This window comes from Amycolatopsis sp. NBC_00355 (assembly GCF_036104975.1).
Lineage (GTDB): Bacteria > Actinomycetota > Actinomycetes > Mycobacteriales > Pseudonocardiaceae > Amycolatopsis.
In genome coordinates this window covers 702,894-727,748 of sequence record NZ_CP107982.1, presented here as the reverse complement: position 1 = coordinate 727,748, position 24,855 = coordinate 702,894, and the positions used below count along the sequence as shown (strand labels likewise).

At 71.3% G+C, this 24,855-nt stretch carries 24 protein-coding genes; 12 read left to right on the top strand and 12 right to left on the bottom strand.

Annotation, left to right across the window (positions count from 1 at the left end; translation table 11 throughout):
* The 5 genes from mimD to OHS18_RS03215 all read right to left on the bottom strand — a co-directional run bounded on the left by mimD (position 1) and on the right by OHS18_RS03215 (position 4,730).
* Positions 1-375 carry a propane 2-monooxygenase effector subunit MimD gene (gene mimD / locus OHS18_RS03235; RefSeq protein WP_328456250.1) on the bottom strand — a complete coding sequence of 125 codons (375 nt, stop codon included), beginning with the start codon at positions 373-375 and terminating at the stop codon, positions 1-3.
* Positions 372-1,541 (bottom strand): toluene hydroxylase, encoded by a 1,170-nt coding sequence (locus OHS18_RS03230; RefSeq protein WP_328615855.1) that lies wholly within the window; start codon positions 1,539-1,541, stop codon positions 372-374. The genes mimD and OHS18_RS03230 overlap by 4 nt, the downstream gene beginning before the upstream one ends.
* Positions 1,542-1,559: 18 nt before the next feature.
* The gene (locus OHS18_RS03225; protein ID WP_328615854.1) at positions 1,560-2,603 is read right to left on the bottom strand and encodes an NADH:ubiquinone reductase (Na(+)-transporting) subunit F; all 1,044 of its coding nucleotides are present in this window, start codon (positions 2,601-2,603) and stop codon (positions 1,560-1,562) included.
* Positions 2,604-2,685: 82 nt separating this feature from the next.
* Positions 2,686-4,338: a methane monooxygenase gene (locus OHS18_RS03220; protein WP_328615853.1), complete on the bottom strand. Its 1,653-nt coding sequence runs from the start codon at positions 4,336-4,338 to the stop codon at positions 2,686-2,688.
* A 143-nt stretch (positions 4,339-4,481) separates the two neighbouring features.
* A complete protein-coding gene (locus OHS18_RS03215) occupies positions 4,482-4,730 on the bottom strand; it encodes a hypothetical protein (RefSeq protein WP_328456258.1) in 249 nt (82 codons plus the stop codon).
* 200 nt (positions 4,731-4,930) lie between these two features.
* Here OHS18_RS03215 and OHS18_RS03210 point away from each other — a divergent pair, with 200 nt between their 5' ends.
* A complete protein-coding gene (locus OHS18_RS03210) occupies positions 4,931-6,712 on the top strand; it encodes a sigma-54-dependent Fis family transcriptional regulator (RefSeq protein ID WP_328618721.1) in 1,782 nt (593 codons plus the stop codon).
* Positions 6,713-6,784: 72 nt separating this feature from the next.
* Here the strand turns inward: OHS18_RS03210 and OHS18_RS03205 are convergent, their stop codons facing one another.
* A complete protein-coding gene (locus OHS18_RS03205; RefSeq protein WP_328456260.1) occupies positions 6,785-7,942 on the bottom strand; it encodes an FAD-dependent oxidoreductase in 1,158 nt (385 codons plus the stop codon).
* Positions 7,943-8,034: 92 nt separating this feature from the next.
* Here OHS18_RS03205 and OHS18_RS03200 point away from each other — a divergent pair, with 92 nt between their 5' ends.
* Both OHS18_RS03200 and OHS18_RS03195 read left to right on the top strand, forming a co-directional pair.
* The gene (locus tag OHS18_RS03200) at positions 8,035-8,655 is read left to right on the top strand and encodes a TetR/AcrR family transcriptional regulator (protein WP_328615852.1); all 621 of its coding nucleotides are present in this window, start codon (positions 8,035-8,037) and stop codon (positions 8,653-8,655) included.
* Positions 8,656-8,672: 17 nt separating this feature from the next.
* Complete coding sequence (locus OHS18_RS03195; RefSeq protein WP_328615851.1) at positions 8,673-9,086, top strand: DUF5655 domain-containing protein; 414 nt, start codon at positions 8,673-8,675, stop codon at positions 9,084-9,086.
* On the opposite strand, the gene OHS18_RS03190 is transcribed toward OHS18_RS03195, so the two are convergent.
* Positions 9,081-9,623, bottom strand: coding sequence for a TetR/AcrR family transcriptional regulator (locus OHS18_RS03190; protein ID WP_328615850.1), 543 nt, complete (start codon positions 9,621-9,623; stop codon positions 9,081-9,083). The two genes, OHS18_RS03195 and OHS18_RS03190, sit on opposite strands and share 6 nt — an antisense overlap.
* Positions 9,624-9,725: 102 nt before the next feature.
* Here OHS18_RS03190 and OHS18_RS03185 point away from each other — a divergent pair, with 102 nt between their 5' ends.
* Together OHS18_RS03185 and OHS18_RS03180 are read left to right on the top strand one after the other, a co-directional pair.
* Positions 9,726-10,625 carry an NmrA family NAD(P)-binding protein gene (locus tag OHS18_RS03185; RefSeq protein ID WP_328615849.1) on the top strand — a complete coding sequence of 300 codons (900 nt, stop codon included), beginning with the start codon at positions 9,726-9,728 and terminating at the stop codon, positions 10,623-10,625.
* Positions 10,626-10,647: 22 nt separating this feature from the next.
* On the top strand, positions 10,648-11,097 hold the full coding sequence (locus OHS18_RS03180; RefSeq protein ID WP_328456270.1) for an HIT family protein: 450 nt from the start codon (positions 10,648-10,650) through the stop codon (positions 11,095-11,097).
* A 40-nt stretch (positions 11,098-11,137) separates the two neighbouring features.
* Here the strand turns inward: OHS18_RS03180 and OHS18_RS03175 are convergent, their stop codons facing one another.
* From OHS18_RS03175 to OHS18_RS03165, 3 genes are all read right to left on the bottom strand, one after another.
* On the bottom strand, positions 11,138-12,367 hold the full coding sequence (locus OHS18_RS03175) for an FAD-dependent monooxygenase (RefSeq protein ID WP_328615848.1): 1,230 nt from the start codon (positions 12,365-12,367) through the stop codon (positions 11,138-11,140).
* Positions 12,368-12,398: 31 nt separating this feature from the next.
* Entirely contained in the window at positions 12,399-15,404 is a 3,006-nt protein-coding gene (locus tag OHS18_RS03170) for an ATP-binding protein (RefSeq protein ID WP_328615847.1), read from the bottom strand.
* A 184-nt stretch (positions 15,405-15,588) separates the two neighbouring features.
* The gene (locus OHS18_RS03165) at positions 15,589-16,737 is read right to left on the bottom strand and encodes an epoxide hydrolase family protein (protein WP_328615846.1); all 1,149 of its coding nucleotides are present in this window, start codon (positions 16,735-16,737) and stop codon (positions 15,589-15,591) included.
* 62 nt (positions 16,738-16,799) lie between these two features.
* Here OHS18_RS03165 and OHS18_RS03160 point away from each other — a divergent pair, with 62 nt between their 5' ends.
* On the top strand, positions 16,800-17,765 hold the full coding sequence (locus OHS18_RS03160) for a helix-turn-helix transcriptional regulator (protein ID WP_328615845.1): 966 nt from the start codon (positions 16,800-16,802) through the stop codon (positions 17,763-17,765).
* Here OHS18_RS03160 and OHS18_RS03155 read toward each other — a convergent pair.
* Both OHS18_RS03155 and OHS18_RS03150 read right to left on the bottom strand, forming a co-directional pair.
* A complete protein-coding gene (locus tag OHS18_RS03155; protein WP_328615844.1) occupies positions 17,734-18,228 on the bottom strand; it encodes an SRPBCC family protein in 495 nt (164 codons plus the stop codon). The two genes, OHS18_RS03160 and OHS18_RS03155, sit on opposite strands and share 32 nt — an antisense overlap.
* Before the next feature lies 1 nt (position 18,229).
* On the bottom strand, positions 18,230-18,565 hold the full coding sequence (locus tag OHS18_RS03150; RefSeq protein WP_328615843.1) for an ArsR/SmtB family transcription factor: 336 nt from the start codon (positions 18,563-18,565) through the stop codon (positions 18,230-18,232).
* Positions 18,566-18,654: 89 nt separating this feature from the next.
* Here OHS18_RS03150 and OHS18_RS03145 point away from each other — a divergent pair, with 89 nt between their 5' ends.
* From OHS18_RS03145 to OHS18_RS03120, 6 genes are all read left to right on the top strand, one after another.
* Positions 18,655-19,851: an ROK family transcriptional regulator gene (locus OHS18_RS03145; protein WP_328615842.1), complete on the top strand. Its 1,197-nt coding sequence runs from the start codon at positions 18,655-18,657 to the stop codon at positions 19,849-19,851.
* Between the two features lie 143 nt (positions 19,852-19,994).
* A complete protein-coding gene (locus OHS18_RS03140; RefSeq protein WP_328615841.1) occupies positions 19,995-21,014 on the top strand; it encodes an ABC transporter substrate-binding protein in 1,020 nt (339 codons plus the stop codon).
* Positions 21,011-21,784, top strand: coding sequence for an ABC transporter ATP-binding protein (locus tag OHS18_RS03135; protein ID WP_328615840.1), 774 nt, complete (start codon positions 21,011-21,013; stop codon positions 21,782-21,784). The genes OHS18_RS03140 and OHS18_RS03135 overlap by 4 nt, the downstream gene beginning before the upstream one ends.
* Positions 21,781-22,623, top strand: coding sequence for an ABC transporter permease (locus OHS18_RS03130; protein WP_328615839.1), 843 nt, complete (start codon positions 21,781-21,783; stop codon positions 22,621-22,623). The genes OHS18_RS03135 and OHS18_RS03130 overlap by 4 nt, the downstream gene beginning before the upstream one ends.
* A complete protein-coding gene (locus OHS18_RS03125) occupies positions 22,620-23,942 on the top strand; it encodes an LLM class flavin-dependent oxidoreductase (protein ID WP_328615838.1) in 1,323 nt (440 codons plus the stop codon). The genes OHS18_RS03130 and OHS18_RS03125 overlap by 4 nt, the downstream gene beginning before the upstream one ends.
* Positions 23,939-24,835, top strand: a complete 897-nt coding sequence (locus tag OHS18_RS03120; protein ID WP_328615837.1) for a TauD/TfdA dioxygenase family protein — start codon at positions 23,939-23,941, stop codon at positions 24,833-24,835. The genes OHS18_RS03125 and OHS18_RS03120 overlap by 4 nt, the downstream gene beginning before the upstream one ends.
* Positions 24,836-24,855 lie beyond the last annotated feature (20 nt).

Sequence of the window (24,855 nt, the reverse complement as noted above, 5' to 3'; positions counted from 1 at the left end):
TTACTTGTTGATCACTTTGAGGTCGAAGTCGAGGTACTCGGCCGCGTCCTCGGGGTTGGCGAACATGATCGTGCGGTCGTCCTCGTGGATCATCCGCCCGTAGTGGGTGGACATGCTCTCCTCGAACTCGGCCGCGTTGAACCAGCCCTCTTCCTCGCCGGCGGCCTCGTCGACCTCGGCGTAGATCAGGTCGGTCCGGCCCTTCGCGTCGACGCGGATCATCGAGGGCAACGGCGTCACGGTCACGTTGTCCTTGGCGGACATGACTTCCGCGATGATCGCGCCGACCTGGTTGTTCATCAGGGTGAAGCCGCACATGTTCGAGGCCGTGTTGTTGACCTTGTACGGGCTTTCCGAGGTTTTGAAGACGGTCACTGGCCCAGCTCCTCCGGTGCTTTGAGACCCAAATCGGACAGGATTCCGGCGAACCGGCTCTTGACGCGGTCGAGGCCGTCCTCGAACCGGATCGGCTTCGCGTCGGGCTGCGACCACAACGGCTGCAGGGCGCGCGCGGCGGAGATGCACCGCGGGACCCAGTCCTCGAGCCACTTCTGCGCCAGCGCCTTGTTCTGGTCGCCGAACTCCTTGTCGTTGATCAGCAGGTCGAACATCGCCTTGGTGTAACGGAGGTCGCGCTCGGAGAAGTCGAACTCCTCGGCCCCGATCAGCGTCGGGGTGACGAAGTCGCCGTTCGCCGGCGCGGCCTGCTGCACCAGGTTGCTGCGGAACAGCTCGCCCACGAGCGGCTCGAAGACGATGTTCGAGGCGAAGATCGCCTCGCACCAGTCCCAGATCCCGGTCAGCTGCTCGGCGGTCTCCCGCACGCCCTGCCAGGCCGGGTCCTCGTTCCACGTCGCCAGGTGCGCGCCGCCGTCGAAACCGGGGACCTCTTCGGTGAGCGTCAGCGTGTACAGCGCCAGGTCCTGCGCCGCGCGGATCCGGTGCATGCTGTTCACCGAGATCGCGTTGTTGTGCATGTTGGTCGGGGCGCGCCGGTTGGCGTTGGCGTACAGGTACAGGCCGAGCCCGTGGTCCACGTGCATCCAGGCGCCGACGTGCTTGGCGACGAAGTCGATCCAGTTGGGGTTCCACTGCTCGAACGCCTTGGCCTGGCGGGCCGCGTCGATGTTCTGGTTGAGCTGGCGCACGACGTTCGCGTTGTACCGGTAGAGGGTGAGTTCCCACTCCTCGTTGGGGTCGCGGAATTCGTGCCAGCCGTGGGCGGGCCAGTCGTAGCCCTTGCCGCCGGAGCCGGGGCTGCGCACGGGCACCGGGCGGTCGGACCCCCACGCCTTCATCGCGGTCCACTCGAGCGGGTAGCCGGCCTTGCCGTCGGCGAAGGCGTAGAGCCAGCCCTGCGACAGGTAGTGCCGGGGGTCGGGCTGCACCTCGACGGTGACGTCTTCGTAGTGGCTCTGCTTGCGCTTGGCCGGGGTGAAGTAGTTGTACTGACGGGCGTTGGAGTCCGGGAAGACCTTGGCGCCCGCCTCGGCGTCGGTGAACGTCGGCTTCGGCACACTGCGTTCGGAAGTGGCTGTCATGGGATCCGTCCTCGGGTGTCAGGCGTCGGATTCGCCCGTGGTGGTGAACTTGTCGTAGAAGACGCGCTTGTCGGCGACGCCGAGCGCGGGCAGCAGTTCCAGCGCGGCTTCGACCATCGGCGGCGGGCCGCAGACGTAGGCGTCGGCGCCCTTCAGGTCGAGTCCGGCCGCGCGCAGGACGTCGGTGACGAAGCCGGTTTCGCCGTCCCAGTCGTCGTCACCCGGCTCCGAAAGCGCCGGCACGTACCGGAAGTCCGGGAGTTTCTCCTGCAGCTCCCGCAGTTCGGCGTCGAAGCAGAGGTCCTGCCGGCGGCGCGCGCCGTAGAAGTAGGTCGCCTTCCGCTCGATACCGCGTTCGGCCATGGTCCGCAGCAACGACAGGATCGGCGCCATCCCGGCCCCGCCGCCGACGAAGACCAGGTCCGCGCTCGGGTTGTCCCGCAACGTGAACACCCCGAACGGGCCGGTGATCCGCAGCCGGTCACCCACCGCGACGCGCGTGTCCAGGAACGTGGAGAACAGCCCGTCGGGGTAGATCTTGATGACGAACTCGAGCAGCCCGTCGCGCGCCGAGGTGTTGGCCATCGAGAACGACCGCGACTCCTCGGTGTCCGGGATCGCGAAGTCCAGGTACTGGCCCGGGAAGAACTTCAGCGGCTGCTCGGGATCGGTCAGCTTGACGACGAGGTGGCGCAGGTCGTGGGTGACGTTGTCGTTCGACACGACCTCGACTTCCGCCTCCTGGATCGGCAGCCCCGACTGGATCATCTCCTCGTCGTAGTTGAGCAGCTCGATCGTGAGGTCCTCATAGGCGTGGGCCCGGCACAGCAGGGTGAAACCTTCCTCCTTTTCGTAGTCGGGCAACGCGAAGGTCGAGTACTTGTCGTGTTCGACGTCCTCGCCGTCGAGGATGAACGACTTGCAGGCCGCGCACTGCCCTTCCTTGCAGCCGTGCATGAGCATCACGCCCTGCTCGGCGGCGGCGCGCAGGATGGTCTGCTCCTCGGCGACGTCGATCTCGATCCCGACGGGCTCGAACCGCACGCGGTGTTTCTCTGACATGCCAGCCCCCGTCTCGGTGCGGGGTCGTGAGTGTTTAGGGCGGTTAGAACCGCCCTAAACACTCACGACCGGTGGTCGCGCGTCAGGCTTTCTGCGGTGCCGGGCGCCCGGCCGGGCCCTGGCGGTTGTAGTCGGCCTGGAACGCGGCCCGTTCCTCGTCGTTCATCTGGTTGAGCAGCACGTTCGGCGACTGCACCTCGGGCATCCGGCGCAGGTGGTCGAGCGTCCACATCTTCTTGGGATCGAGGTCGAGGTGCGGCTGCGCGACCATGGTCTTGCCGTCGTCGCGCACGAAGCCCATGTCGGTGACGACGTCGGCCCAGTTCCAGCCGTGGTAGAGCGTCTCCCACTCACGCGCGCCGACCAGCTTGCCCATGTTCGGGGTGTTGCGGCCCTGGTAGGTGGGCCGGAACGCCTCGGCGTCGGTCCAGCGGCACGTCTCCGAGCAGTAGGTGCGGTGCTGGCCGTCGACCTCGTCGACCACCATGTCCTCGCGGATGAGGCACGGCACCATGCACGTCCAGCAGCGGTGCGGGTAAACGTAGTTGACGTCCTCGGCGACGATCGGGTGGTGCCCGTTCGGCGTCGCGAGCCGGCTGTAGTTCTCCCACCACGCGCCGTACTTGTCGTACCACCCGGGGTACTTGTACTCGAACCACTCGAAGTCTTCGTCGGTCATCGGATCGATGCGCCAGTAGTTGGCGAGCCACCCGGTGGCGAAGAACTGCGCGACCTCGTGGACGTAGCCCTTGTTCCAGATCCGGTTCCACGCCTCCTCGATGAGGTCGTGCGGGATGACCAAGCCGTACTTCTCGAGCGGGACGAGGTAGCTGCGGTAGTAGTCGTCGTAGATCCAGCGACGCCACATCTCCGCGTAGCTTTCCCGGTCCTTGCGGCGGTCCTTCGTGCCGTATTCGATGAACGTGCCGATCGCGGCGTCGACGACGGCGTGGTTGTTCCACCACGCGTAGCGCAGGTCGCGCTCGAGCAGCTGGTGGTTGCTCTCGTCCGACAACGCCATCAGCAGCGTCGCGTACCCGTTGCTGATGTGCCGGGACTCGTCCGACTGCACCGAGTGGAACACCGTCGGCAGCAGGTAGTCGCCGTTGGCGGCGGCTTCGGCCGGCATCGCGACGAACAGCGTGTTGGTGAACGCCGTCTCCGCCACGATGGTCAGGTAGATGCTGGCCGCGGTGATCGCGTCACCGGTGATGAAACCTTCGGCGAACTGACGGCCGATGGTGCCGCAGTAGTCGTTCTGGAAGTTGCGCAGGCTCGAGTTGAAGCCCGCCGGGTCGATGTAGTTCTGCATGTACAGGCGCTTGAGGTTCTGCTGGATCGTCGAGTGCCGGACCTCGTCGATCATCTGGATCGCCTGGCCGTTGTGCAGTTCCGGGTTGGGGACCGTGCGGAACAGCAGCGGCATCGCCCGGGCCGCGGAGATCTCCGGCAGCGGGATGATGCTCAGGAACAGCTTCTGCCACTCCAGCCAGCGTTCCTGCACCTGGCGGAACATGTTGCCGCGGATCGCGCCGTCTTCGGCACCGTAGACCCGGTGGTCCTTTTCTTCCTGCATCGGGAAGTACGAACGGAGGACCTGCTTCAGCGGGTCCTTCTTCTTGGCCTTCTGGAAGGTGTAGTCGGTCCCGTAGTGCGAAACCGGGGTGTGGTACGCCGGTTCCCACGACAGTTCCTGGATCTTTTGGTGGGCTTTCGCCACACTCTGGCGGCTCATAGATCACTCCTTATCCGTGGCTCCTGCCTACGGCGGCCGAGCGACTCGGATCCCGGCCGGGTGTCGGGGCGCACGTCCTGCGTCCACCATTCAAGGGGCGGCCCGAGGTGACGCGGGTCTCAATCTGAGACAGAACCCGCTGCTCAGGGCTCTTCACGCTCGCTGAACATCCGGGCCCGCAGTGCGGCGAGCTCGTTTTGGACACCGTTCCGCACGCGCGCGTCTCCCTCGACGGTCGGCGTGATGCCGAGCGCGCGCAGCAGGGCCGCCGCCGGATCGCCGGGGTGGCCCTCACCGCCGAACACGGGGTGCAGGCCCTGTTCGGCCAGATGCGTGAAAACCAGGTTCACGATCGTCCACGGGTTGTAGGTCTCCCCGGAATCGGCGGCCACTGGCGCACCTCCTGGTGGATGGGCGGACACGAGGTCCCCGGCCCGTTCATCGCACCGCCGCCGGGCAGGCCGGAGCGTCTCAATTTGAGACACCGTGAAAGGCCTAACGCGCTTAGGCTGGACGGGCGGCACAACGGGTGTGCCCGCACCCACGTGGGCCGCGGGATTCAGGAGGTCACGTGGACGACAAGGTGCCCGGCATGCTGCTCGCCGACGACGAGCTCGCCCGGACGCGGGTGCGGTTCCTCACCGCCGAACAGGTCCCGGCCGGCACCGTCCGGCAGACGATCCTCGCCTCCTGGCGCCGGTCGCGGGAGTTCCAGGTCGAAGCCGACCGGATCGACCCGCTCTACCTCGGCGACCAGAACCTCGACATCCCCCTGATGCGCGGCGCCGAGCCCGTCCTGGGCAAGCTCACCGAGCAGTTCGACGGGCAGCCGATCAGCCTGATCCTCACCGACGCCAACGGCGTCGTGCTGACGCAGCGGACCGGCGACGCCGACCTGCGGCGGCACCTGGAACGCGTCGAGCTGGTGCCCGGGTTCAGCTACGGCGAGCAGTCCGTCGGCACCAACGGGATCGGCACCGCACTGGAGGACGGCCGCGCGACCACCGTGTTCGGCCACGAGCACTACGCCGAGCACCTCGAGAACCTCGCCTGCGCCGGCGTCCCGATCCACCACCCGCTCTCCGGCAAGAAGATCGGCGCCGTCGACCTGACCTGCTGGTACAAGGACGCGGGCGGCCTGCTCATCGCGCTGGCCCGCTCGACCGCCGAGCAGATCCGCCAGGCCCTGCTGCGCCACAGCGACCTGCGGGAGATGATCCTCTTCCAGGCCTACCTGCAGACGTGCCGCCGCTGGACGGGCATCGTGCTGGCGTTCAACGAGGACATCGTGATGATGAACGACCGGGCGCGGCAGCTGCTCGACCCGGCCGACCAGTCGCTGCTGCTGGGGTACGCCACCGAGGCCCTGTCCGACGGCGAGCGGACGTCGGCGATGCTCGCGTTGTCGAGCGGCTTGCGCGTGCGCGTGTACTGCCGCCGCGTCCCGGGCCAGCGCGAGACCGACACCGCGGGCGGCGTGCTGTCGGTGAAGCTGATCGAAGCCGAGGAGACGCTGGCCGCGTCGATCCCGATGCTGCCGATGTACCTGCCGGGCGTCGTCGGCTCGGCGCCTCTGTGGCTGCGCTGCGGCCACGAACTCGACGCCGGCCACGAGCGCGGCGAATGGGTCGCGCTGGAAGGCGAGCCCGGCACGGGCAAACTGACCCTGGCCAAGGGCCTGCACCAGCGCCACCACCCGGCGTCCCGCTTGCTCACGGTGGACGCGGCGGTCGCGACCGGCCCGGACTGGACGGCCGCGCTGCTGCGCGAGCACGCCCAGACGCCGGTCCGCACCCTGGTGATCCGCCACGCCGACCGGCTGTCGGTGCTCGCCGCGACGGCGTTGGCGGGAGCCCTGCGCGAACTGCGCGAGCGCGACGACGCCCCGTGGGTGGTGGCGACGCTCGCCCCGGGCGCCGAGACCAAGCCGGCGCTCGCGGAGCTGCTGAAGTTCTTCCCGCGCACGGTGCGCGTGCCCCCGTTGCGCCACCACGTCGAGGACCTGGCGGAGCTGGTCCCCCTGGTCCTGAGCAAACTCGGCTACGGCGGCCGCCTCACCTGCTCGGCGGCCGCGTTGCACCTGCTGATGCGGGCGGAGTGGCCGGGCAACACGGGCCAGCTGTACCAGGTGCTGCGCACGGTGGCCCAGCGCCGCCGCGCGGGCACCATCCGCCCGGGTGACCTCCCGGCCGAGTTCCACGCGGTGACGCGCAGGCCGTTGAACCGCTTCGAGTCCATCGAGCGCGACGCGATCGTGCGGTGCCTGGAGGACGCGGACGGCAACAAAGTCCGCGCGGCGAAACTGCTCGGGATCTCCCGGGCGACGATTTACCGGAAGATCCACGAGTACGGGATCGTCCCCCCGACCCGCTGAGCCAAGTCCGCCGTGCTGCCCGTTCCGGGCGCCGTGCTGGCCGGAGTGGCCGACACGGCCGGGCGGAGCGGGTCAGCGGGCCGCCAGCTCGGCCAGCTGATAAGCCATCTTCGAGCGGACCGGGGGCAGGCCGAAGGCCAGCTTGAGCACCGTGTTGCGCAGCAGGCGCGCCGGGCGGGGGCGGAGCGTGGCCATGCGGGTCATGCGGTCCGTGAAGGCGACCACGCCGGTGGCCACGGGGCGGCGGGTCGTCTCGTAGGTGTCCAGGAGCGCGTCCGGTTCGCCGGCGAGCACCCGGGCCAGCAAACCGCCCAGCGCCACGGCGTCCTGGATGCCCGTGTTCATGCCCTGGCCACCGGCCGGGCTGTGCACGTGGGCCGCGTCGCCGGCCAGCAGGATCCGGCCCGCGCGGTAGTGGTCGGCCACCCGGTGGTGCACCCGGAACCGCGAGCTCCACAGCACCTCGGTCACCCGCGACCGCGCACCCTCCGGCCCGCGCTTGTCCACAATGGACTGGATGTCCCCGACACCCGGCTTCTCGGCAGCGGAGGCGACGGTCGCGACCACCCGGTAGTGGTCGTCGGCCCCGGGCAGCGGGGCGACCACCGTCACCCCCTCCGGTGACAGGTGCAGGCTGACCTCCTCGCGGTCGAGGGGCCAGCTCATCCGGACGTCGGCGAGCACGAACGACTCGGGGTAGCTGGCACCGCTGAACCCGATCCCGGCCTGCTCCCGCACCACGCTGTGCATGCCGTCGGCGCCGATGACGTACCGTGCCCGGATCGTCTCGCCACCGGCGACCGTCACCGTGACGCCGGTGTCGTCGCCCGCGACCGCGGTGACCTCGTACGGCCGGTGGACGTCGCCGCCGGCCTCGCGCAGCCGCGCCAGCAGCACCGCTTCGGTCACGTCCTGCGGCACCATCAGCGTGTACGGGTAGGCGGTGGGCAGCCCGCCGAACGGCACCTTCGCGAGCACCGTGGCGCCGTCGCGGACCGTGAACGTCGGGACCACGACGCCCAGCTCCTTCAGCCGCTCGGTGACGCCCAGCTCGGCGAGCACCTCCAGTGTCCGGGCGTGGATCACGCAGGCCCGGGACGTGTTCGCGCCCTCGGCCTGGCGGTCCAGCAGCACGTAGTCGACGCCGGCCTCGGCCAGCGCGATCGCGGCGGCGAGGCCGGCGGGGCCGGCTCCGGCGATCAGCACGTCGGTGCGGGCGGGCAGGTTCATGGCGGGCTCCTCAGGTTTGCCAACAACTGTTGGCATCCACGTAAGCACCACCCGGCTGGCTTGTCAACAAGTGTTGGCCTACACTTGTTGACATGGTTGACGAGCCCTCTCCCCGCCGGTCGGACGCCACCCGCGCGGCCATCCTCGACGCCGCGCGCCGCCGATTCGCCGCCGACGGCTTCCGCCGGGCGACCATCCGCTCGATCGCCGCCGACGCGGACATCGACCCGTCGATGGTGATGCGCTACTACGGCAGCAAGGACGGCCTGTTCGCGGCGGCCGTGGACGTCGAACTGGACCTGCCGGACCTCGCCGAAGCCGATCCGGGCACCGTCGGCGAGCTGCTGACGCGGCAGTTCCTCGCGCTCTGGGAGCAGCCGCCGACCGACGAGATCCTGCTGACGCTGCTGCGGTCCGCGGTGGCCGACGACGCCGTGGTCGAGAAGATCCGGGAGGTGTTCGCCGGCCAGGTCACGCCGGCGGTGCTGCGCTTCGGCGACCCGGCCGACGCGCCCCGCCGGGCCGGATTGGTCGTCACACAGCTGTTCGGCCTGGCGCTGACCCGCTACGTCCTGCGCCTGCCGCCGGTGGTCGCGCTGACCCAGGAAGACCTCGTCACGGAGATCGCGCCGACGGTCCAGCGGTACCTGGCCGGCGGCTCAGCGCACCAGCGGACCCCGTCCGGAACACCGGGTCGTCCCGGCGCGCGGTGAGTGCCATCCTGGACGGCATGCCGACCCGCTGGACGTGCCCGCAGTGCGACCGCGAGTTCGCGCGCGCCGGTCAGGGGCACACGTGCGTGCCGGGGTGCACGGTCGACGACACGTTCGCCGCACGTTCCCCGGCACAGCGCGCGGTGTACGACGCGATCGCCGCCCACCTGCGCACCCTCGGCGGCTTCCACGAGGACGCGGTCAAGATCGGCGTGTTCCTCAAACGGGAGCGCAAGCTCGCCGAGGTGCGCCCGCGCTCCCGGGACGTCCTGCTCTACCTGTTCCTGCCGAGCCCGGTCGAGACGGCCCGGATCCGGCCGGCGTGGGGCACCGACGGGCCGCGGGTCGGGCACCGGGTGAGCCTGCGCGCACCGTCCGAAGTGGACGATGAGGTCCGCGGCTGGCTCACCGCCGCGTACCACTTCTCATGACGGGCTGATCCCCCGCACCGCCAACCCCAGCAGCCGCAAGGCTTCCCCGGTCGGGTCGCGCCCGTGCTCGGTCGCCAGCACGATGCCCGTCACCACCGCGACCAGGTCCGCCGACGTCACCCCGGCCGGCACCGCGCCCGCCTCGACCGCGCGGCGCAGCACCGGTTCGCCGGCGTCGGTGAGGCGGCCGCAGACGTGCTCGCCGTCCGGATCTTCGTCCGGTATCAGCGCCGCCGCCATGCCCCGCGCGGAGGCGGCGTACTCCGTCAACGCCGTGAGCCAGTCGAGCAGGGCGGCCCGCGGGTCGTCGGCATCGGCGAGGGCGAGGGCCCGGCCGTCCAGCGCGTCGACGCGTTCGCGGAACACGGCGTCCAGCAGCGCGCGCCGGGTCGGGAAGTGCCGGCGCACGGTGGCCGAGCCGACGCCGGCCGTGCGGGCGATCTGTTCCAGGGACGCCTCCGCGCCGTGCTCGGCGACCTCCCGCTCGGCGACGGCGAGGATCAGCGCGTAGTTGCGCTGGGCGTCGGACCGCCGCATGACCACCTCCGGAAGGTTAAGTGGCGGGGGCCGCCACTTCATGGCTATCGTAGCGGACACGAAGTGGCGGGCCCCGCCACTTAGCTGTCCGAAGGAGCTCCCATGTCCCCCGTCCTCGTCACCGGCGCCACCGGCAAGCAGGGCGGCGCCACGGCCCGCGCACTGCTCGCCGCGGGCACCGAAGTCCGCGCGCTCGTCCGCGACCCCGGCACCGCACAGGCCGGAGCGATCCGAGCGCTCGGCGCCGAGCTCGTCACCGGCGACCTCTACGACCCCGGTTCGCTCGTCCCGGCACTCGAGGGCGTGCGGGGCGTGTTCTCCGTGCAACTGCCCGACCTGACCGACCTCGACGGCGACTCCGAGCTGGTCCAGGCCCGCAACCTGATCGACGCCGCCCGGGACGCGGGCGTGGCGCAGTTCGTGCACGCGTCGGTCTCCGGGGCCGGGCAGCACCGCTCGGCGCCGGGCTGGGCCGAGGGCCGCTGGAAGTCGATGGAGCACTACCTGGAGACGAAGACCGCGATCCAGGACCGCGTTCGCGAAGCCGATTTCGCGCACTGGACGTTGCTCAAGCCCGGGTTCTTCATGGAGAACTTCCTGCCGCCGTCGTTCCTGCTCCCCCACGGCGTCGGCGGCGGGCTGGTGACGCCCATCAAGCCGGACACGGAACTCTCGCTCGTCGCCGTCGCCGACATCGGTGCCGCGGCCGCGGCGGCCTTCGCCGACCCGGCACGCTTCGACGGCGTCGAGCTGGAACTCGCCAGTGAGCGCCGGACGATGGCGGGCGTCGCCGAGGTGCTCTCCCGCGTCCACGGCGTGGAGATCACCGCGCCCGACCTGACCTCGGCGGAAGCCGTGGCGGCCGGCGCGCCCGCGTTCACCGTGCGGCACGAGTGGACGAACGAGATCGGCCACCCCGCGCGCCCGGAGTTCGCGCGGGCCCTCGGCATCCCGCTGACGTCCTTCGCGGACTGGGCGGATTCCCACCTGACAGCGGGCTGATCTTCCCGCTACGGTCGGCGGCATGGCCAAGCCTCCCCACCTCCCCGCGACCACACCCGGCGGCAAGTGCATCTTCTGCGCGATCGCCACCGGGCTCGCGCCGGCGACGTTCGTGCACGAGGACGACGAGTTCGTCGCCGTCGTCGACCTGCGCCCGGTGTCCACCGGACACCTGCTGGTGCTCCCCCGGGCCCACCACGAAGGCCTGGCCGACCTCCCCGCCGAGGCGGGCGCCCGGATGTTCACCATCGCCCAGACCCTCGCGGCGGCGTTGCGCCGCACCGGGATCCGGACCGACGGGATCAACCTGTTCCTGGCCGACGGCACCGCCGCGGGCCAGGAGATCCCCCACGTCCACCTGCACGTCATCCCCCGCCACCCGGACGACGGTTTCGTCCTCAGCGCGGACTGGCGGGTGCGGGAGCGGGCGGAGCTGGAGGAAGTCGGGACGCAGGTCCGCGCGGCCCTTTGAGCCGGGTGCCGCGCCGGGTCGTGCGGACCCGTCGCGGCCCTCAGCCTGCCGCACGGCCGGCCGTCGCGTAGTCCTTCAGCACCAAGGCGTTCGCCGCCTGGCGGATGGGGGCGGCGATCTGTTCCAGGATGCGGTTGCGGCCCGGCATGTAGGGCATCAGCTTGATCATCCGGGTGTTGATCCACGCGAAGGCGCGGGACTGCGGGATGATGCCGCGCAGCGCGGACTTCGCCAGGGCCTGGTTCTTCTCGATGTACGGCCGCATCTCGGCTTCGTACTTTTCGAATGCCACGGTGAAGTCGCCCGCGGCCGCGGCCAGTTCGCCCGCCAGGACGTATGCACCCGCCAAAGCCAGGCTCGTTCCCTGGCCCGAGGCCGGGGACGGGCAGTAGCCCGCGTCGCCGACGAGCGTCACGCGCCCGGCCGACACCCGGTCCATCAGGATCTGGCACACCGGGTCGAAGTAGAAGTCGCCGGCTGCGCGCATCGACTCCAGCAGCTCCGGGATCTGCCAGCCGAGGCCGGCGAACTGGTCGGCGACGAGGTTCTTCTGGCCGTCGACGTCGCGGCGGTCGTAGGGCAGGTCCGTGCCGGTGAACCAGAACGCGGCCTTCGCGTCCGCGGCGCGGGCCGTGCTGTAGACGTTGACCATCTTGCCCGGCGCCGCCGAGTGCAGCAGCTCCCAGCGGTCCAGGTCGAAGGTGTTGGGCACGGTCGAGATCGAGATGTAGGCGTCGAACCGCTTCAGGAACTGCTCTTCCGGGCCGAACGCCAGCGCGCGGACGCCGGAGTGCAGCCCGTCGGCGCCGACGACCAGGTCGAACCGACGGGGCGCGCCGTGGGCGAAGGTGACGTGGACGCCGTCCGCGCGCTCGTCGAGCCCGGTGATCCAGTCGCCGAAGACGTATTCGACGTCGTCGCGGGTGTGCTCGTAGAGGATCTTCGCCAGGTCGCCGCGCAGGATCTCGGTGTCGTCGCCGTCGCGGAAGCCGAACGTGTCGGCGTCCAGCTTCGCGATCTCCTTGCCACGCTTGTTCACGAACCCGGCGCCGCGCATGTCGGTGGCGACCGCGTGCACCTGTTCCAGCAGGCCCATCCGGCGGACGACGTCGACGGCGGTGCCGCGGATGTCGACCTTGTAGCCGCCTTCGCGCAGGCTCGGGGCGCGCTCGACGATCGTCGGGCGGAAGCCGTGGTGGTGCAGCCACCAGGCGAGGGCGGGGCCGGCGACGCTGGCGCCGGAGATCAGGATTTCTCGGTTGTCCGTCATGCTCAGCAGCGTGGGCGCGGCCGCTGACCGCTCACGAACCGAGCGCGAACCGCGGCTGACCGAAGTCCTGAAGAGCCTGGTCAGGCGGCATTTCCCGGCCTTGCTCGAAGGCCTTGACGTAGGCGTCGCCACCGATGCGGGCCCGGACGGCGCCGGTCACCGCGGTGACGTCGGCGTCGCCGGTGACCTCCGCGCCGCGCAGCCCGACGGCGACCCCGAGCAGGAACGCCGCCTGCTCGTCCTCGGCCCGCGCGGCGAGCACGCCGGCCAGGCCTTCGACCGCCTGCGCCGCGCCCGGCAGGTTCGCGTGCTCCAACGCCGTGGCCAGCGCTTCCTGGTGCAGTTCGGTCGCCTCGTCGAGGTGCCCTTCGGCCGCAGCCGTCCAGCCGAAGCCGGTGTGCAGCCGGATCCGCGTCTCGCCGCCGGTCACCGGGTCGACGGCCAGGCCGAGCGCGGAGGCATACCAGCGCCGGGCGGCGGCGAGGTCGCCCGCGTGCCGCGCGATCTCACCGAGGCCGCCACGGGCGCGGGCCAGGGTCAACGTCGTGCCCACCGCCCGGGCCGTCTCCGCGGCGGCCTCGTAGTCCGCCTGTGCAGCCGCGGTGTCCCCGGCCCGCAGCATCCCGTCGGCGCGGCGGCAGAGCAGGTCGGCGGCGTCCTCGCCCGCCCCCAGTTCGCCGGCCAGCCGGACGGACTCGTCCATCAGCTCGCGGAACCGCGTGTGGTCGCCGCGCCAATCGGCGAACTCCGCGAGCTTCTCCAGCGCGCTCGCCTGGCCCCAGCGGTCGCCGAGTTCGCGGAACCCTTGCAGGGACGCCGAAAAGTGCGCCTCGGCTTCGTCGATCCGGCCGCGGTACTGCGCGCCCAGGCCGTCGCCGATCCGCGCGAACGCGCGGGACCAGGTGTCCGGGCCGATCAGCGCGGCGAGCCGTTCGCCCTCTTTCGCCTTGGTGCGCGGGGAAAACGCCCACAGCAGGAAGAGGTACGGGTACCGCAGCGGGCCTTCGAGGGTGCGCAGGGTCGGCTCGATCCCGACCTCGGTGTCCGACGCGTGGATCAGGCAGACGACGTACTCCTCTTCGAGCCCGGGTGGCGGCTCGGGCCCGACGGCGGCGAGCACGGCGTCCGCGAACGGCCCGGCCTCACTGCGCAGCCCGCGCAGCCACCAGTACCACGTCAGCGCCGCGACCAGCCGCAACGCGACCTCCGGCGCCTCGGCGGCGCTCCAGCGCAGCGCCGCGTGCAGGTCGGCGTGCTCGGCGGTCAGCCGCGCCAGGACCGTGAGCTGGTCCGCGCCGCGCAGTTCCGGCTCGGCCGCGCGGGCGAGGTCCAGGAAGTACTTCGCGTGTGCCGCGGGGTCGGCGGTGCCTTGTCCGGCGCAGAACGCCCGGATCGTCTCCAGCATCCGGTACCGGCCGCTCGTGTGCTCGACGAGGGACTTCTCGACGAGCCCGCTGAGCAGGCCGTCGGCGTCGGGGATACCGCAGACGCGCTCGACGGCGTCGAGGCGCGCGCCGCCGGCGAACACCGCGAACCGGCCGGCGAGCCGCTGCTCGTCCGGGTCGAGCAGGTCCCAGCTCCACTCGACGACGCCGCGCAGCGTGCGGTGCCGCGGTTCGGCGGTGCGCTCGCCGCGCGACAGCAGCCGGAAGCGGTCGTCGAGCCGGGCGGCGACGTCTTCGGCGGCCATCGACCGCAGCCGCGCGGCGGCCAGTTCGATCGCCAGGGGCAGGCCGTCGAGCGCGGCGCAGATCCGGGACACCGTGGCCGGATCGAGGACCACGCCCGGGACGACGGCCGCCGCGCGGTCGGTGAAGAGCCGATCGGCGGCGTCGGCGGCCAGCGCTCCGACCGGCACCAGTGTCTCGCCGGTCAGCCCGAGGGCTTCCCGGCTGGTGGCCAGCACCCGCAGGCCGGGGCAGTCGCCGAGCAGCCGCCGGACCAGCCGCGCGGCTTCGGCGACGACGTGTTCGCAGTTGTCGAGGACCAGCAGCAGCGGCCGGTCGGCGAGCCCGGCCGCCAGGCGATCCACCGGGTCGGCCGCCGCGGCCGAGGACAGCACGCCTTGCTCGCGCAGGCCCAGCGCGGCGAGCACGGCTTGCGGGACTTCGGTCGTCGTCGCGAGTTCGACAAAGCACACTTCGCCGGGTTCGCCGGACGCCGCTTCGACGGCGAGCCGGGTCTTGCCCGCGCCACCCGGCCCGGTGAGCGTGACGAGCCGGGCGGCACGCAACGCCGTGCCCAGCCGGTCGCGCTCGGCGCGCTCGACGAACCCGCTGAGCGGCACCGGAACCCGGCGCGCCGGGGCGGGCGCCGCGGCCCGCAGAACCGCGACGTGCGCGTCCGCCAGGTCCGGCGACGGGTCCGCGCCCAGCTCGTCGGCCAGCCGCTCCCGGGTTTCGGCGAACACCGCCAGGGCCTCGGCGGAACGGCCGCCGCCGTGCAGGGCGCGCATCAGCTGGGTCGCGAGCCGTTCCCGCAGCGGGTGTTCGCGGGTGAGCTCCCGCAGCTCCGCGACGAGCCGTTCGTGGTGACCGAGGGCCAGCCCGGCTTCGATCCGGTCCTCGGTCGCGGTCACGCGCAGCTCGGCCAGCCGGGCCGCGCGCGGCGGGTCGGCGAGCCCGTCGAGTGCCGGACCCCGCCACAGCGTGAGCGCGTCACCGAACAGCGCCAGCTTCGCCGTCGGATCGGCCGTCTCCCGGGCCTGCGCGGTGAGCCGTTCGAAGCGGTGGACGTCGACGTCCTGCGGGTCGACGGCCAGCCGGTACCCGGCGGGGGTGAACTCGACCAGGCCGTCGGGCGCCCCGCCGTCCCGCAGCCGCCGTCGCAGCCGGGACACCTGGGACTGCAGGGCCTCCGCGGCACCCTCGGGCGGGTTTTCGCCGTGCAGCCCGTCGATGAGCCGCTCCGCGCTGACGACGCGCCCGGCGTCGAGGGCCAGCAACGCGAGCAGCCCGCGCAACTGCGGGCCGCCGAGGGCGACGGGCGTCCCGTCCGGACCGTGGGCTTCGACCGGCCCGAGGATGGCGAACTGCACGCCGCCGATTCTGTCGCAGCAACGCCCGTCGTGAGGGTGCTTTACCGCGGAGACCCGCCCGGTTCACCACGCCGGTCGCTCGAGGTGGCGCCGGTGAGCGGTCTGCCGCGGCTGGGGTCGTGAGTGTTCAGGGCGGTTCTAACCGCCCTGAACACTCACGACCCCAGCGGCACAGCGCGGCCGCTCAGCGGCGCAGCTTGCGGAAGAACGCGCGGATGTCGGCCACCAGCAGCTCCCCCGCCTCCATCGCCGCGAAGTGGCCGCCCTCGGCGAACTCCGACCAGTGCTCGATCTTCTCGTCGGGGTCCATGATCCGCCGGACCACGGGCGAGCTGTCGAACACGGCCCAGCCCGCCGGGACCTCGGACGGCGCCAGCCAGCCGTGCCCGGAATGGGCGGCCTCGTAGAGGAAGCGGGCCGCGGTCGCGCCGCTGCGTGTGAACCAGTACAGGCTGACCGTCGTGAGCAGCCGGTCGCGGCCGATCCCGCCGCCGGGGTTCGTCCACGCCTCGAATTTCTCGGCGATCCAGGCCAGCTGCCCGACCGGCGAGTCGGTGAGCCCGGCGGCGATCGTCTCCGGCTTGTGCGACTGGAGGTCCAGGTAACCCCGGCCGGCCTTCCACGCTTCCCGGGCCGCGTCCAGTTCGGTCTGTTCGGCCTCGGTCAGGTTCCCGGGCATCGGGAGCTGCTCCCCGGCGAGGGCGATGGTCCCGCGGTCGCTGTTCACATGGGTGCCGAGCACGCGCTCCGGGTACACCGCCGCGAGCCGGCCGGTGACGCCCGCGCCGATGTCGCCGCCTTGCGCGGCGAAGCGGTCGTAGCCGAGACGCGTCATCAGCACGGCGAAGGCGTCCGTCGTGCGCGCCAGCTCCCAGCCCGGACCGCTCAACGGCGTCGAGAAGCCGAAGCCCGGCAACGACGGGACGACGACGTGGAACGCGTCGGCCGCGTCCCCGCCGTGGGCGACCGGGTCGGCGAGCGGGCCGATCACGTCGAGGAACTCGGCGACCGAACTGGGATAGCCGTGGGTCAGCAGCAGCGGGACGGCGTCCGGTTCCGGCGAGCGGACGTGCAGGAAGTGGATCGGCTGGCCGTCGATCTCCGTCGTGAACTGCGGGAGGGCGTTGAGCGCGGCCTCCTGCGCGCGCCAGTCGTAGCCGGTCCGCCAGTGCTCGGCCAGCTCGCGGACCCGCGAAGGCGGGATGCCGCGGGACCAGTCCGGCTCGTCGCCGGGCACCGGCTCGGGGTAGCGGGCGGTGGCCAGGCGCCGGTGCAGCTCGTCCAGCTCGGCCTGCGGGATCTCGACGCGGAAGGGACGGATGTCGTTCGTCATGAGCAGGACGCTAGAGACGATTGCGGAAGGGTTCCTTCCGCGATTCGTGGCACCCTCGAAAGATGTTGCAGACCTCCGCGCGGCTCCTGCGGTTGTTGTCGCTGCTCGAAACGCGGCGCGACTGGACCGGCGCCGACCTGGCCGGCCGCCTCGGCGTCACCACGCGCACCGTCCGCGCCGACGTCGGCAAGCTGCGCGACCTCGGGTATCCGGTCGAGGCCTCCCCCGGCGTCCAGGGCGGGTACCGGCTCGGCGCGGGCGCCCAGCTGCCGCCGTTGCTGCTGGAAGACGACGAGGCCGTGGCCGTCGCGGTCGGCCTGCGCACCGCCGCCGGCGTCGCCGGGATCGAGGAGACGTCGGTGCGCGCGCTCGCGAAGCTGGAGCAGGTGCTGCCGTCCCGGCTGCGGCACCGGGTGCAGGCACTGCAGGCCGCGACGGTCGCGGTGCCCGGCACCGGCCCGGCCGTCGACGCCGATGTGCTGAGCGTGATCGCGTCGGCGATCCGGGCCGGCGAGCGACTGCGGTTCGGCTACACCGGCCACGAGGGCGCGGTCAGCCGCCGCGACGTCGAGCCGCACCGCCTGGTCAGCTGGGGCCGGCGCTGGTACCTGGTCGCGTGGGACACCGGCCGTGAAGACTGGCGCACCTTCCGCGTCGACCGGCTGGCACCGCGGACGCCGAACGGGCCGCGGTTCGCCCCGCGCGAGCCGCCGGAAGGTGACGTTGTGCGGTTCGTGCAGCGCAGCGCGGGCGCGGCGACCTGGCGCTTCCACGCGAAGGTCCGCCTGCACGCTTCGGCCGAATACGTGCGGGCCCGGCTGCCCATCGCGGTCGACGTCACAGCCGAAGGACCGGACCGGTGCGTCGCGGAGGTCGGGTCCGACCACGCGCCGATGCTCGCGCTGTACCTGGGCCTGCTCGAAGTGGACTTCGAGGTGCTCGACGCGCCGGAGCTCGCCCGGGAGCTGGCGAAGACGGGCGAGCGGTTCCTCCGGGCTAGCGCAGCGAGTTCGCCAGCTCCTCGATGAGGTTCATCTGCTCCTGCATGCCGGCTTCCATGCCGGACTCGAGGATCATGTCCCGCAACGCCTTGCTCGTCATCTGCGTCAGCAGGTGCACGACCGTGCGGTCGTCTTCGAGCGCGGTGAAGGTGACGGTGCTGACGGGCACGTCGGCGTCCGGCAGCGGATCCGCGCCCTCGAACATCTCGGTGAAGACGAGCTTCTCGTCCGGCACGATTTCGCGGTACTCACCGTGGAAGGCGACCTCGAAGCCCGCGTTCGCCTTGATCACGTACCGCCAGCGGCCGCCGGGCCGCAGGTCCATCTCGACCTCGGTGGTCGTCCCGCGGTGCCCGGCCCACCAGCGCTTCACCAGCTCGGGCGTGGTCCACGCGCGGTAGACCAGATGCTTCGGCGCGGTGAACTCACGCGTGATCAGGATCTGTTCGTCCGTGGGCAGGGTGACCTTCGCGCTGCTCGTCTCCACCATGTCACTTCTCCTGTTCCTTGAGTTCCTCGAGTACGTCGTCCAGCAGCTCGAAGCGTTCCGACCACGTCTGTTCGTAGCGTTTGACCCAGTCGTGGATGGGTTTCAGCGCGGCGCCGTTGAGCCGGTAGACGCGCTGCCGGCCCTCGTCGCGGACGTCCACCGCCCCCACCTCGCGCAGCACCCGCAGGTGTTTGGACACCTGCGGCTGCGCCAGCCCGAGCCGGGCGACGAGATCGCCGACCGACCGCTCGCCGGCCATGAGCTCGTCGAGGATCTGCCGCCGCCGGGGTTCGGCGACCGCGTTGAAGGTGTCCGCCGTCGTCGCTGCTCGTGCCACGCGGCAATCATATGCCCATATGGGTATGCGTCAAGTCCTGCATCCTGGGCACGCTGTTCGCGCGCCGCGACGTCTGCCACGATCAGGCCATGACGGGGGCCGGCGGTCCACAGAGGACGGACGCGCGCGGCGCCCGGCGCAGTGCCAGCGCGAGCGCGGTCCTGCGGGCGGTCCTCGACGACGGGCCGATCGCGCGCAGCACCATCGCGCGGCGGACAGGCCTGTCCGCAGCCGCCGTCACCGGGCACACCGCGGACCTCACCCGGCTGGGGTTGCTGCGGGAGTTCCCCGAAGCCGAGCCCCGTCGGAGCGTCGGCCGGCCGCACGTGCCGGTCGGCCTCGACACCGGGCGGCACGTCGTCGGCGCGCTGCACCTGGCCGTGCACCACGCGACCGTCGCTCTGCTCGACATCCGCGGGAACGTCCTGGCGCAGCACGAAGAACCACACGACGGGCTGCCTCCCGAAGACCTGCTCGCGCGGGCCGCGGAGATCCTCGACGACCTCCTGCTCGGCCACGCGCCGGACCGCGAACCGCTCGGCCTCGGCTTCGCCACCGGCGGCTGGGTGGACCGCGACTCCGGCACCGTCGTCGACCACCCGCTGCTCGGCTGGCGTGACGTCCCGGTGCGCGACCTCCTGACGGCGTCGACCGGGCTCACCGTGGCGGTCGACGGGCACGCGCGGTCGCTCGTGCACGCCGAACAGCTCTTCGGTCACCCGCGGGCGCGGGAAAGCGTCGTGCAGTTGTTCACCGGCAACGTCGTCGACGCGGCGTTCGCCACCGGCGCGGTGGTGCACCACGGCCCGCGTTCGGCGGCGGGCGCGGTGGCACACCTGCCGGTCGACGACAGCACCGAACCCTGCCGCTGCGGGCGCACCGGCTGCCTGGAGGCGACCGTTTCGGAAGCGACGCTCGCACGCAACGCCGGCGTGTCCTTTCCGGAATTGCTGGCCCTCGCCACGAACGGCGAAACCGCGGCGGTGCGGTTGTTCCAGGACCGCGCACGGCTGATCGGCCAGGCCGCGGCGTTGCTGCTCGACGTGCTGAACCCGGCCGTGCTCGTGCTGGTCGACCGGAGTGTAGCCCAGGTGCCCGGGTGTCTTCCCGCCATCCGGGACGAAGTCCGCGCCCGCTCCCGGACCTGCGCCGAACCGGCGGAAACCGTTGTGGCGACGAGCTTCCCGGGCACGGAACTGGCGACGGCCGGCGGCGCGGTGCTGCTCGACATCCTCTACGACGACCCGCTCGGCCCGCTCCTCACGCACCTTTCGCATGCCTCGTGAACCGCGGTAGTTAATTCAGAAACTCGCAAAGTTGACCGCGGTCGCGGCGGCTGCGAACAATTGCGGTATCCCCACCGGCGCCCCGCCGGCCACATCGGCCGGTGGTCACGTCGTGCCGACTCCCGAGCCGAAAGAACCCCACCGTGAAGAAAACTCTGCCCGCCCTCATCGCCGCCGCGGTGCTGCTGTCCGGGTGCGCGTCGGCGACGGCCACCGGTGCGCCCGGACAACCCGAGAAACTCGAACTCCGGTACCAGGGCAGCGCGAACTCCGTGACCCTGCCCGAGCTCGCCGAAGACCTGGGCTACCTCGGCCCGGTCAAGCTGAAGTGGGTCGGCAACACGATCAGCGGCCCGCAGGACATCCAGTCCGCGGCCACCGACCAGACCGACTTCGGCGGCGCCTTCACCGGCGCGGTCGTGAAGCTCGTCGAGGCCGGCGCCCCGGTCAAGGCGGTCGTCAACTACTACGGCTCCGACGAAAAGGCCTTCCTCGGCTTCTACACCAAAGAGGACAGTCCGATCCGGACCGCCCGCGACCTGATCGGCAAGAAGGTCGGCGTCAACACCGCGGGCGCCAACCTCGAAGCCGCCCTGGACCTCTGGCTCAAACGGGAAGGGCTGTCCGACGAGGAGATCAAGCAGGTGCAGCTCGTCGTCATCCCGCCGGTCAACGCCGAACAGGCGCTGCGCAACGGCCAGCTCGACGTCGCGGCGCTGCAGGGCATCCTGCAGGACCACGCCGTCGCGACCGGCGGGGTGCGATCGCTGTTCAGCGACGTCCAGGCGTTCGGCGCGTACAACGGCGGCCCGTACGTGCTGCGCACCGACTTCATCAAGAAATACCCCGAAACGACGAAGATCTTCGTCTCCGCCGTGGCGCGGGCGATCGAATGGGAACGCACCACACCCCGGGACCAGGTGATCGCCCGGTTCACCAAGATCATCCAGGCGCGTGGGCGCAACGAGAACACGAACACGCTGCAGTACTGGAAGAGCGTCGGCGTCACCCACGGCGGCCTGATCTCCGAGAAGGACTACACGCTCTGGTCGCCGTGGCTGAAGCAGCAGGGTCTCATCAAGAGGGACGCGCTGGACACCGGGAAGCTCTACACCAACGAGTTCAACCCCTACCGCGACGGCGCCCCGGCGGTGACCAAGTGATCGAGATCCGGTCCGTGACCAAGACTTTCGGCGCATTGACCGCACTCGACGACGTCTCCCTCGACATCGCCGACGGCACGTTCCTGTCCCTCGTCGGGCCGAGCGGCTCGGGCAAGTCGACGCTGCTCGACCTGCTCGGCGGCCTCACCACCCCGACGGCCGGCGAGATCCTCATCGACGGCGAGCCGGTGCGCGGCCCCGGTCTCGATCGCGGGGTCGTCTTCCAGCAGTACGCGCTGTTCCCGTGGCGCACCGCCCGCGCCAACGTCGAGTTCGGTCTCGAAGGCGGGTCCCTCGGCAAGCGGCAGCGGGCCGGGCGGGCGCGCGAATACCTCGCCCTGGTCGGGCTTTCCGGCTTCGAGGACCGTTACCCGCACGAGCTGTCCGGCGGGATGAAGCAGCGTGTCGCGATCGCACGCAGCCTCGCCTACGACCCCGCCGTGCTGCTGATGGACGAGCCGTTCGCCGCGCTCGACGCCCAGACCCGCGAGCAGCTGCAGGACGAGCTGCTGCGGATCTGGCGCCGCACCGGCAAGACGATCGTGTTCATCACCCACGGCATCGACGAGGCCGTCTACCTCGGCCAGCGGGTCGCGGTGCTGACGTCCCGGCCCGGGCGGCTCAAGGACGTGGTCGACGTCGACCTCGGGGACCGCGCCGGAGACATCCGGTCGTCCCCCGAGTTCGGGCGGCAGCGCCACCGGCTGTGGGAGCTGCTGCACGACGAGGTCCGCAAGGCCGCCGAGACCGAACGGAGTGCCGTCGGATGACGACCACCCTCGACGCCCCGGCTGTCCACACCGGACCCGCGGCCCCGCCGCCCCGGCCGCGGCGGTTCACGAAGAAGCTGACCCGCGCGGTGCACGGCTCGGCCGCCGTCGTGCTGTTCGTGGCGCTCTGGGAGCTGCTCCCCCGGTTCGTCCTCGACGAGAGCACCCGGACGTTCCTGCCGCCGCTGTCCGAAGACCTGCAGGCGCTGTGGGAGCTGACCCTCGACGGCCAGCTCGCCGACCACCTGGTGGCGAGCGTCGGCCGGTCCGCCGCCGGGTTCGCGATCGCCGTCGCCGTGGCCGTCCCGCTCGGGCTGCTGATCGGCTGGTACCGGCCGGTCGCGCGGTTCCTGCAGCCGCTGCTGGAACTGGCCCGCAACACCGCCGCCCTCGCCCTGCTGCCGGTGTTCACGCTGCTGCTGGGCATCGGCGAGCTGTCGAAGGTCACCCTCGTGGTCTACGCCTGCGTGTGGCCGGTGCTGCTCAACACGATCGCCGGGGTCAACACCGTGGACCCGTTGCTGGTCAAGGCCGCGCGCTCGCTCGGGCTGTCCAGCCCGCGGCTGTTCCGGAAGGTGATCCTGCCCTCGGCGGTGCCGACGGTGTTCACCGGCATCCGGATGGCGGCGTCCTACTCGATCCTGGTGCTGGTGGCCGCGGAGATGGTCGGCGCCAAGGCCGGGCTCGGCTACCTGATCAACACCAGCCAGGTGAACTTCCAGATTCCCCAGATGTACGCCGGGATCATCGCGGTCTCGGTGCTCGGAGTGCTCGTGAACTCCGGTTTCGTCGTCCTCGAACGGCGGTTCTCGACCTGGCGTCCCAAGGAGAAGCCATGACCAGGCAACTGCACCTGAACGCGTTCGTGATGCCGAACGGCCACCACGAAGCCGCCTGGCGGCACCCCACGACCGACCCGCGCCGGGCCCGGACGCTGCAGCACTACGTCGACATCGCCCGGACGGCCGAGCGGGGCAAACTCGACTCGCTGTTCCTCGCCGACGGCGTCGCGCTGTGGGGCAACGTGAAGCACAACTCGCACAGCCACTTCGAGCCGCTCACGCTGCTGTCGGCGCTCGCCGCGTCCACGGTCCACATCGGACTGATCGCGACGGCGTCGACCACCTACAACGAGCCGTACCACCTGGCCCGGAAGTTCGCCTCGCTCGACCACCTCTCCGGCGGCCGCGCGGGCTGGAACATCGTGACGTCGGCGGGCATCGACGAGGCGCGCAACTTCAACTTGGCCAAGCGGCCGTCGCACGCCTCCCGCTACGAGCGGGCGGACGAGTTCATCGACGTTGTCAAGAAGCTGTGGGACAGCTGGGACGACGACGCCGCCCTGGTCGACCGCGAGACCGGCCTCTACGCCGACACCGACCGGATCCGCCCGATCGCGCACGACGGCGAACACTTCCAGGTCCGCGGGCCGCTGAACATCGAACGGCCGCCGCAGGGCCACCCGCTGCTCGTGCAGGCCGGGTCGTCCGAGACCGGCAAGGAGTACGCGGCCCGCCACGCCGAGGCCGTGTTCACCGCGCAACAGACGTTGGAGGAAGGGAAGGCGTTCTACGACGACGTGAAGGGCCGGCTCGCGAAGTACGGCCGGACGCCGGACGAGATCAAGATCCTCCCGGGCATCTCGCCGATCCTGGGCCGCACCGAAGCCGAGGCGCGCCGGCGCGAAGCCGAGCTGAACGCGCTGATCACGCCAGAGTACGGGCTGCGGCAGCTGTCGAAGATGCTCGACCACGACGTCACCGGCTACCCGCTCGACGGCCCGCTGCCCGAGGTGGGCAGCTTCACCGAAGGCGGCCAGAGCCGGTTCGAGCTGGTCGTCGGCCTGGCCCGGCGCGAGGACCTGACCATCCGGCAGCTGCTGGAACGGCTGGCGGGCGGGCGCGGGCACCGCGTCTTCGCCGGCACGCCGGTCCAGGTCGCCGACGAGCTGGAGGCCTGGTTCACCGGCGGCGCCGCGGACGGCTTCAACGTCATGCCGCCGACCCTGCCCGGCGGGCTCGACGACTTCGTCGACCTCGTCGTCCCGGAACTGCAGCGGCGCGGGCTCTTCCGCACCGACTACACCGGATCCACCCTGCGCGAGCACTACGGCCTCGCGCGTCCCGTCAACCGCAACCGAGTGAAGGAGCCCGCATGACCACCATCGGCACCGACGTCCGCAAGCTCACCGGGAGGATCGGCGCCGAGATCATCGGCTTCGACCCCGCCGGCGACCTCGACGCCACCCAGATCGCGTTCCTGACCGACGCCCTGCACGAGCACAAGGCGCTCGTCTTCCGGAACGTCGAGCTCGACGACGAGGGCCAGCAGCGGTTCGCCGCCCGCTTCGGCGAGCTGACCAAGGCGCACCCGACCGTGCCCGCCGCCGACGGCGCCCCGACGATCCTGCCGGTCGACAGCGAGCAGGGCCGCGCCAACCACTGGCACACCGACGTCACCTTCGTGCTCAACCCGCCGAAGGCGAGCACCCTGCGCAGCCTCGTGGTGCCGCCCTACGGCGGGGAGACGCTGATCGCGAACGCCGGCGCGGCCTACCGCGACCTGCCGGAACCGCTGCGGGCGTTCGCGGACACGCTGCGCGCGGAGCACACCAACGACTACGACTACGTCCGGCCGCCGGAGACGCTCGACGAGAAGGAGCAGGCCCGGCGCGCCCAGTTCGTGTCGCGCAAGTACCGGACCCTGCACCCGGTGGTGCGCGTGCACCCGGCGACCGGCGAGCGCGGCCTGTTCATCGGCGGCTTCGCGCAGCGGATCGCGGGGCTGTCGGTGAGCGAGTCACGGGACCTGCTGCGGCTGCTGCAGTCCTACGTCACACGGCCGGAGAACATCGTGCGGGTGGCGTGGGAGCCGAACCAGCTGGTGCTGTTCGACAACCGGATCACCCAGCACTACGCGATCGACAACTACGACGGTCTCCCCCGCCGCCTCAACCGCGTCACCGTGGCGGGCGACATCCCGGCGGGCGTCGACGGCACGCCGAGCGAGTCCCTCGAAGGCGACGCTTCGCACTACACCTCGGTGGCGTAGGTCCGTGAAGGACTCCTTAC

What these genes read in the sequence shown, in the direction of transcription:
- OHS18_RS03230 (WP_328615855.1), bottom strand. Translation starts at nt 1,541, where the DNA reads ATGACAGCCACTTCCGAACGCAGTGTGCCGAAGCCGACGTTCACCGAC.
- OHS18_RS03225 (WP_328615854.1), bottom strand. Translation starts at nt 2,603, where the DNA reads ATGTCAGAGAAACACCGCGTGCGGTTCGAGCCCGTCGGGATCGAGATC.
- OHS18_RS03220 (WP_328615853.1), bottom strand. Translation starts at nt 4,338, where the DNA reads ATGAGCCGCCAGAGTGTGGCGAAAGCCCACCAAAAGATCCAGGAACTG.
- OHS18_RS03210 (WP_328618721.1), top strand. Translation starts at nt 4,931, where the DNA reads ATGCTGCTCGCCGACGACGAGCTCGCCCGGACGCGGGTGCGGTTCCTC.
- OHS18_RS03205 (WP_328456260.1), bottom strand. Translation starts at nt 7,942, where the DNA reads ATGAACCTGCCCGCCCGCACCGACGTGCTGATCGCCGGAGCCGGCCCC.
- OHS18_RS03200 (WP_328615852.1), top strand. Translation starts at nt 8,035, where the DNA reads ATGGTTGACGAGCCCTCTCCCCGCCGGTCGGACGCCACCCGCGCGGCC.
- OHS18_RS03195 (WP_328615851.1), top strand. Translation starts at nt 8,673, where the DNA reads ATGCCGACCCGCTGGACGTGCCCGCAGTGCGACCGCGAGTTCGCGCGC.
- OHS18_RS03190 (WP_328615850.1), bottom strand. Translation starts at nt 9,623, where the DNA reads ATGCGGCGGTCCGACGCCCAGCGCAACTACGCGCTGATCCTCGCCGTC.
- OHS18_RS03185 (WP_328615849.1), top strand. Translation starts at nt 9,726, where the DNA reads ATGTCCCCCGTCCTCGTCACCGGCGCCACCGGCAAGCAGGGCGGCGCC.
- OHS18_RS03180 (WP_328456270.1), top strand. Translation starts at nt 10,648, where the DNA reads ATGGCCAAGCCTCCCCACCTCCCCGCGACCACACCCGGCGGCAAGTGC.
- OHS18_RS03175 (WP_328615848.1), bottom strand. Translation starts at nt 12,367, where the DNA reads ATGACGGACAACCGAGAAATCCTGATCTCCGGCGCCAGCGTCGCCGGC.
- OHS18_RS03165 (WP_328615846.1), bottom strand. Translation starts at nt 16,737, where the DNA reads ATGACGAACGACATCCGTCCCTTCCGCGTCGAGATCCCGCAGGCCGAG.
- OHS18_RS03160 (WP_328615845.1), top strand. Translation starts at nt 16,800, where the DNA reads ATGTTGCAGACCTCCGCGCGGCTCCTGCGGTTGTTGTCGCTGCTCGAA.
- OHS18_RS03155 (WP_328615844.1), bottom strand. Translation starts at nt 18,228, where the DNA reads ATGGTGGAGACGAGCAGCGCGAAGGTCACCCTGCCCACGGACGAACAG.
- OHS18_RS03145 (WP_328615842.1), top strand. Translation starts at nt 18,655, where the DNA reads ATGACGGGGGCCGGCGGTCCACAGAGGACGGACGCGCGCGGCGCCCGG.
- OHS18_RS03130 (WP_328615839.1), top strand. Translation starts at nt 21,781, where the DNA reads ATGACGACCACCCTCGACGCCCCGGCTGTCCACACCGGACCCGCGGCC.
- OHS18_RS03125 (WP_328615838.1), top strand. Translation starts at nt 22,620, where the DNA reads ATGACCAGGCAACTGCACCTGAACGCGTTCGTGATGCCGAACGGCCAC.
- OHS18_RS03120 (WP_328615837.1), top strand. Translation starts at nt 23,939, where the DNA reads ATGACCACCATCGGCACCGACGTCCGCAAGCTCACCGGGAGGATCGGC.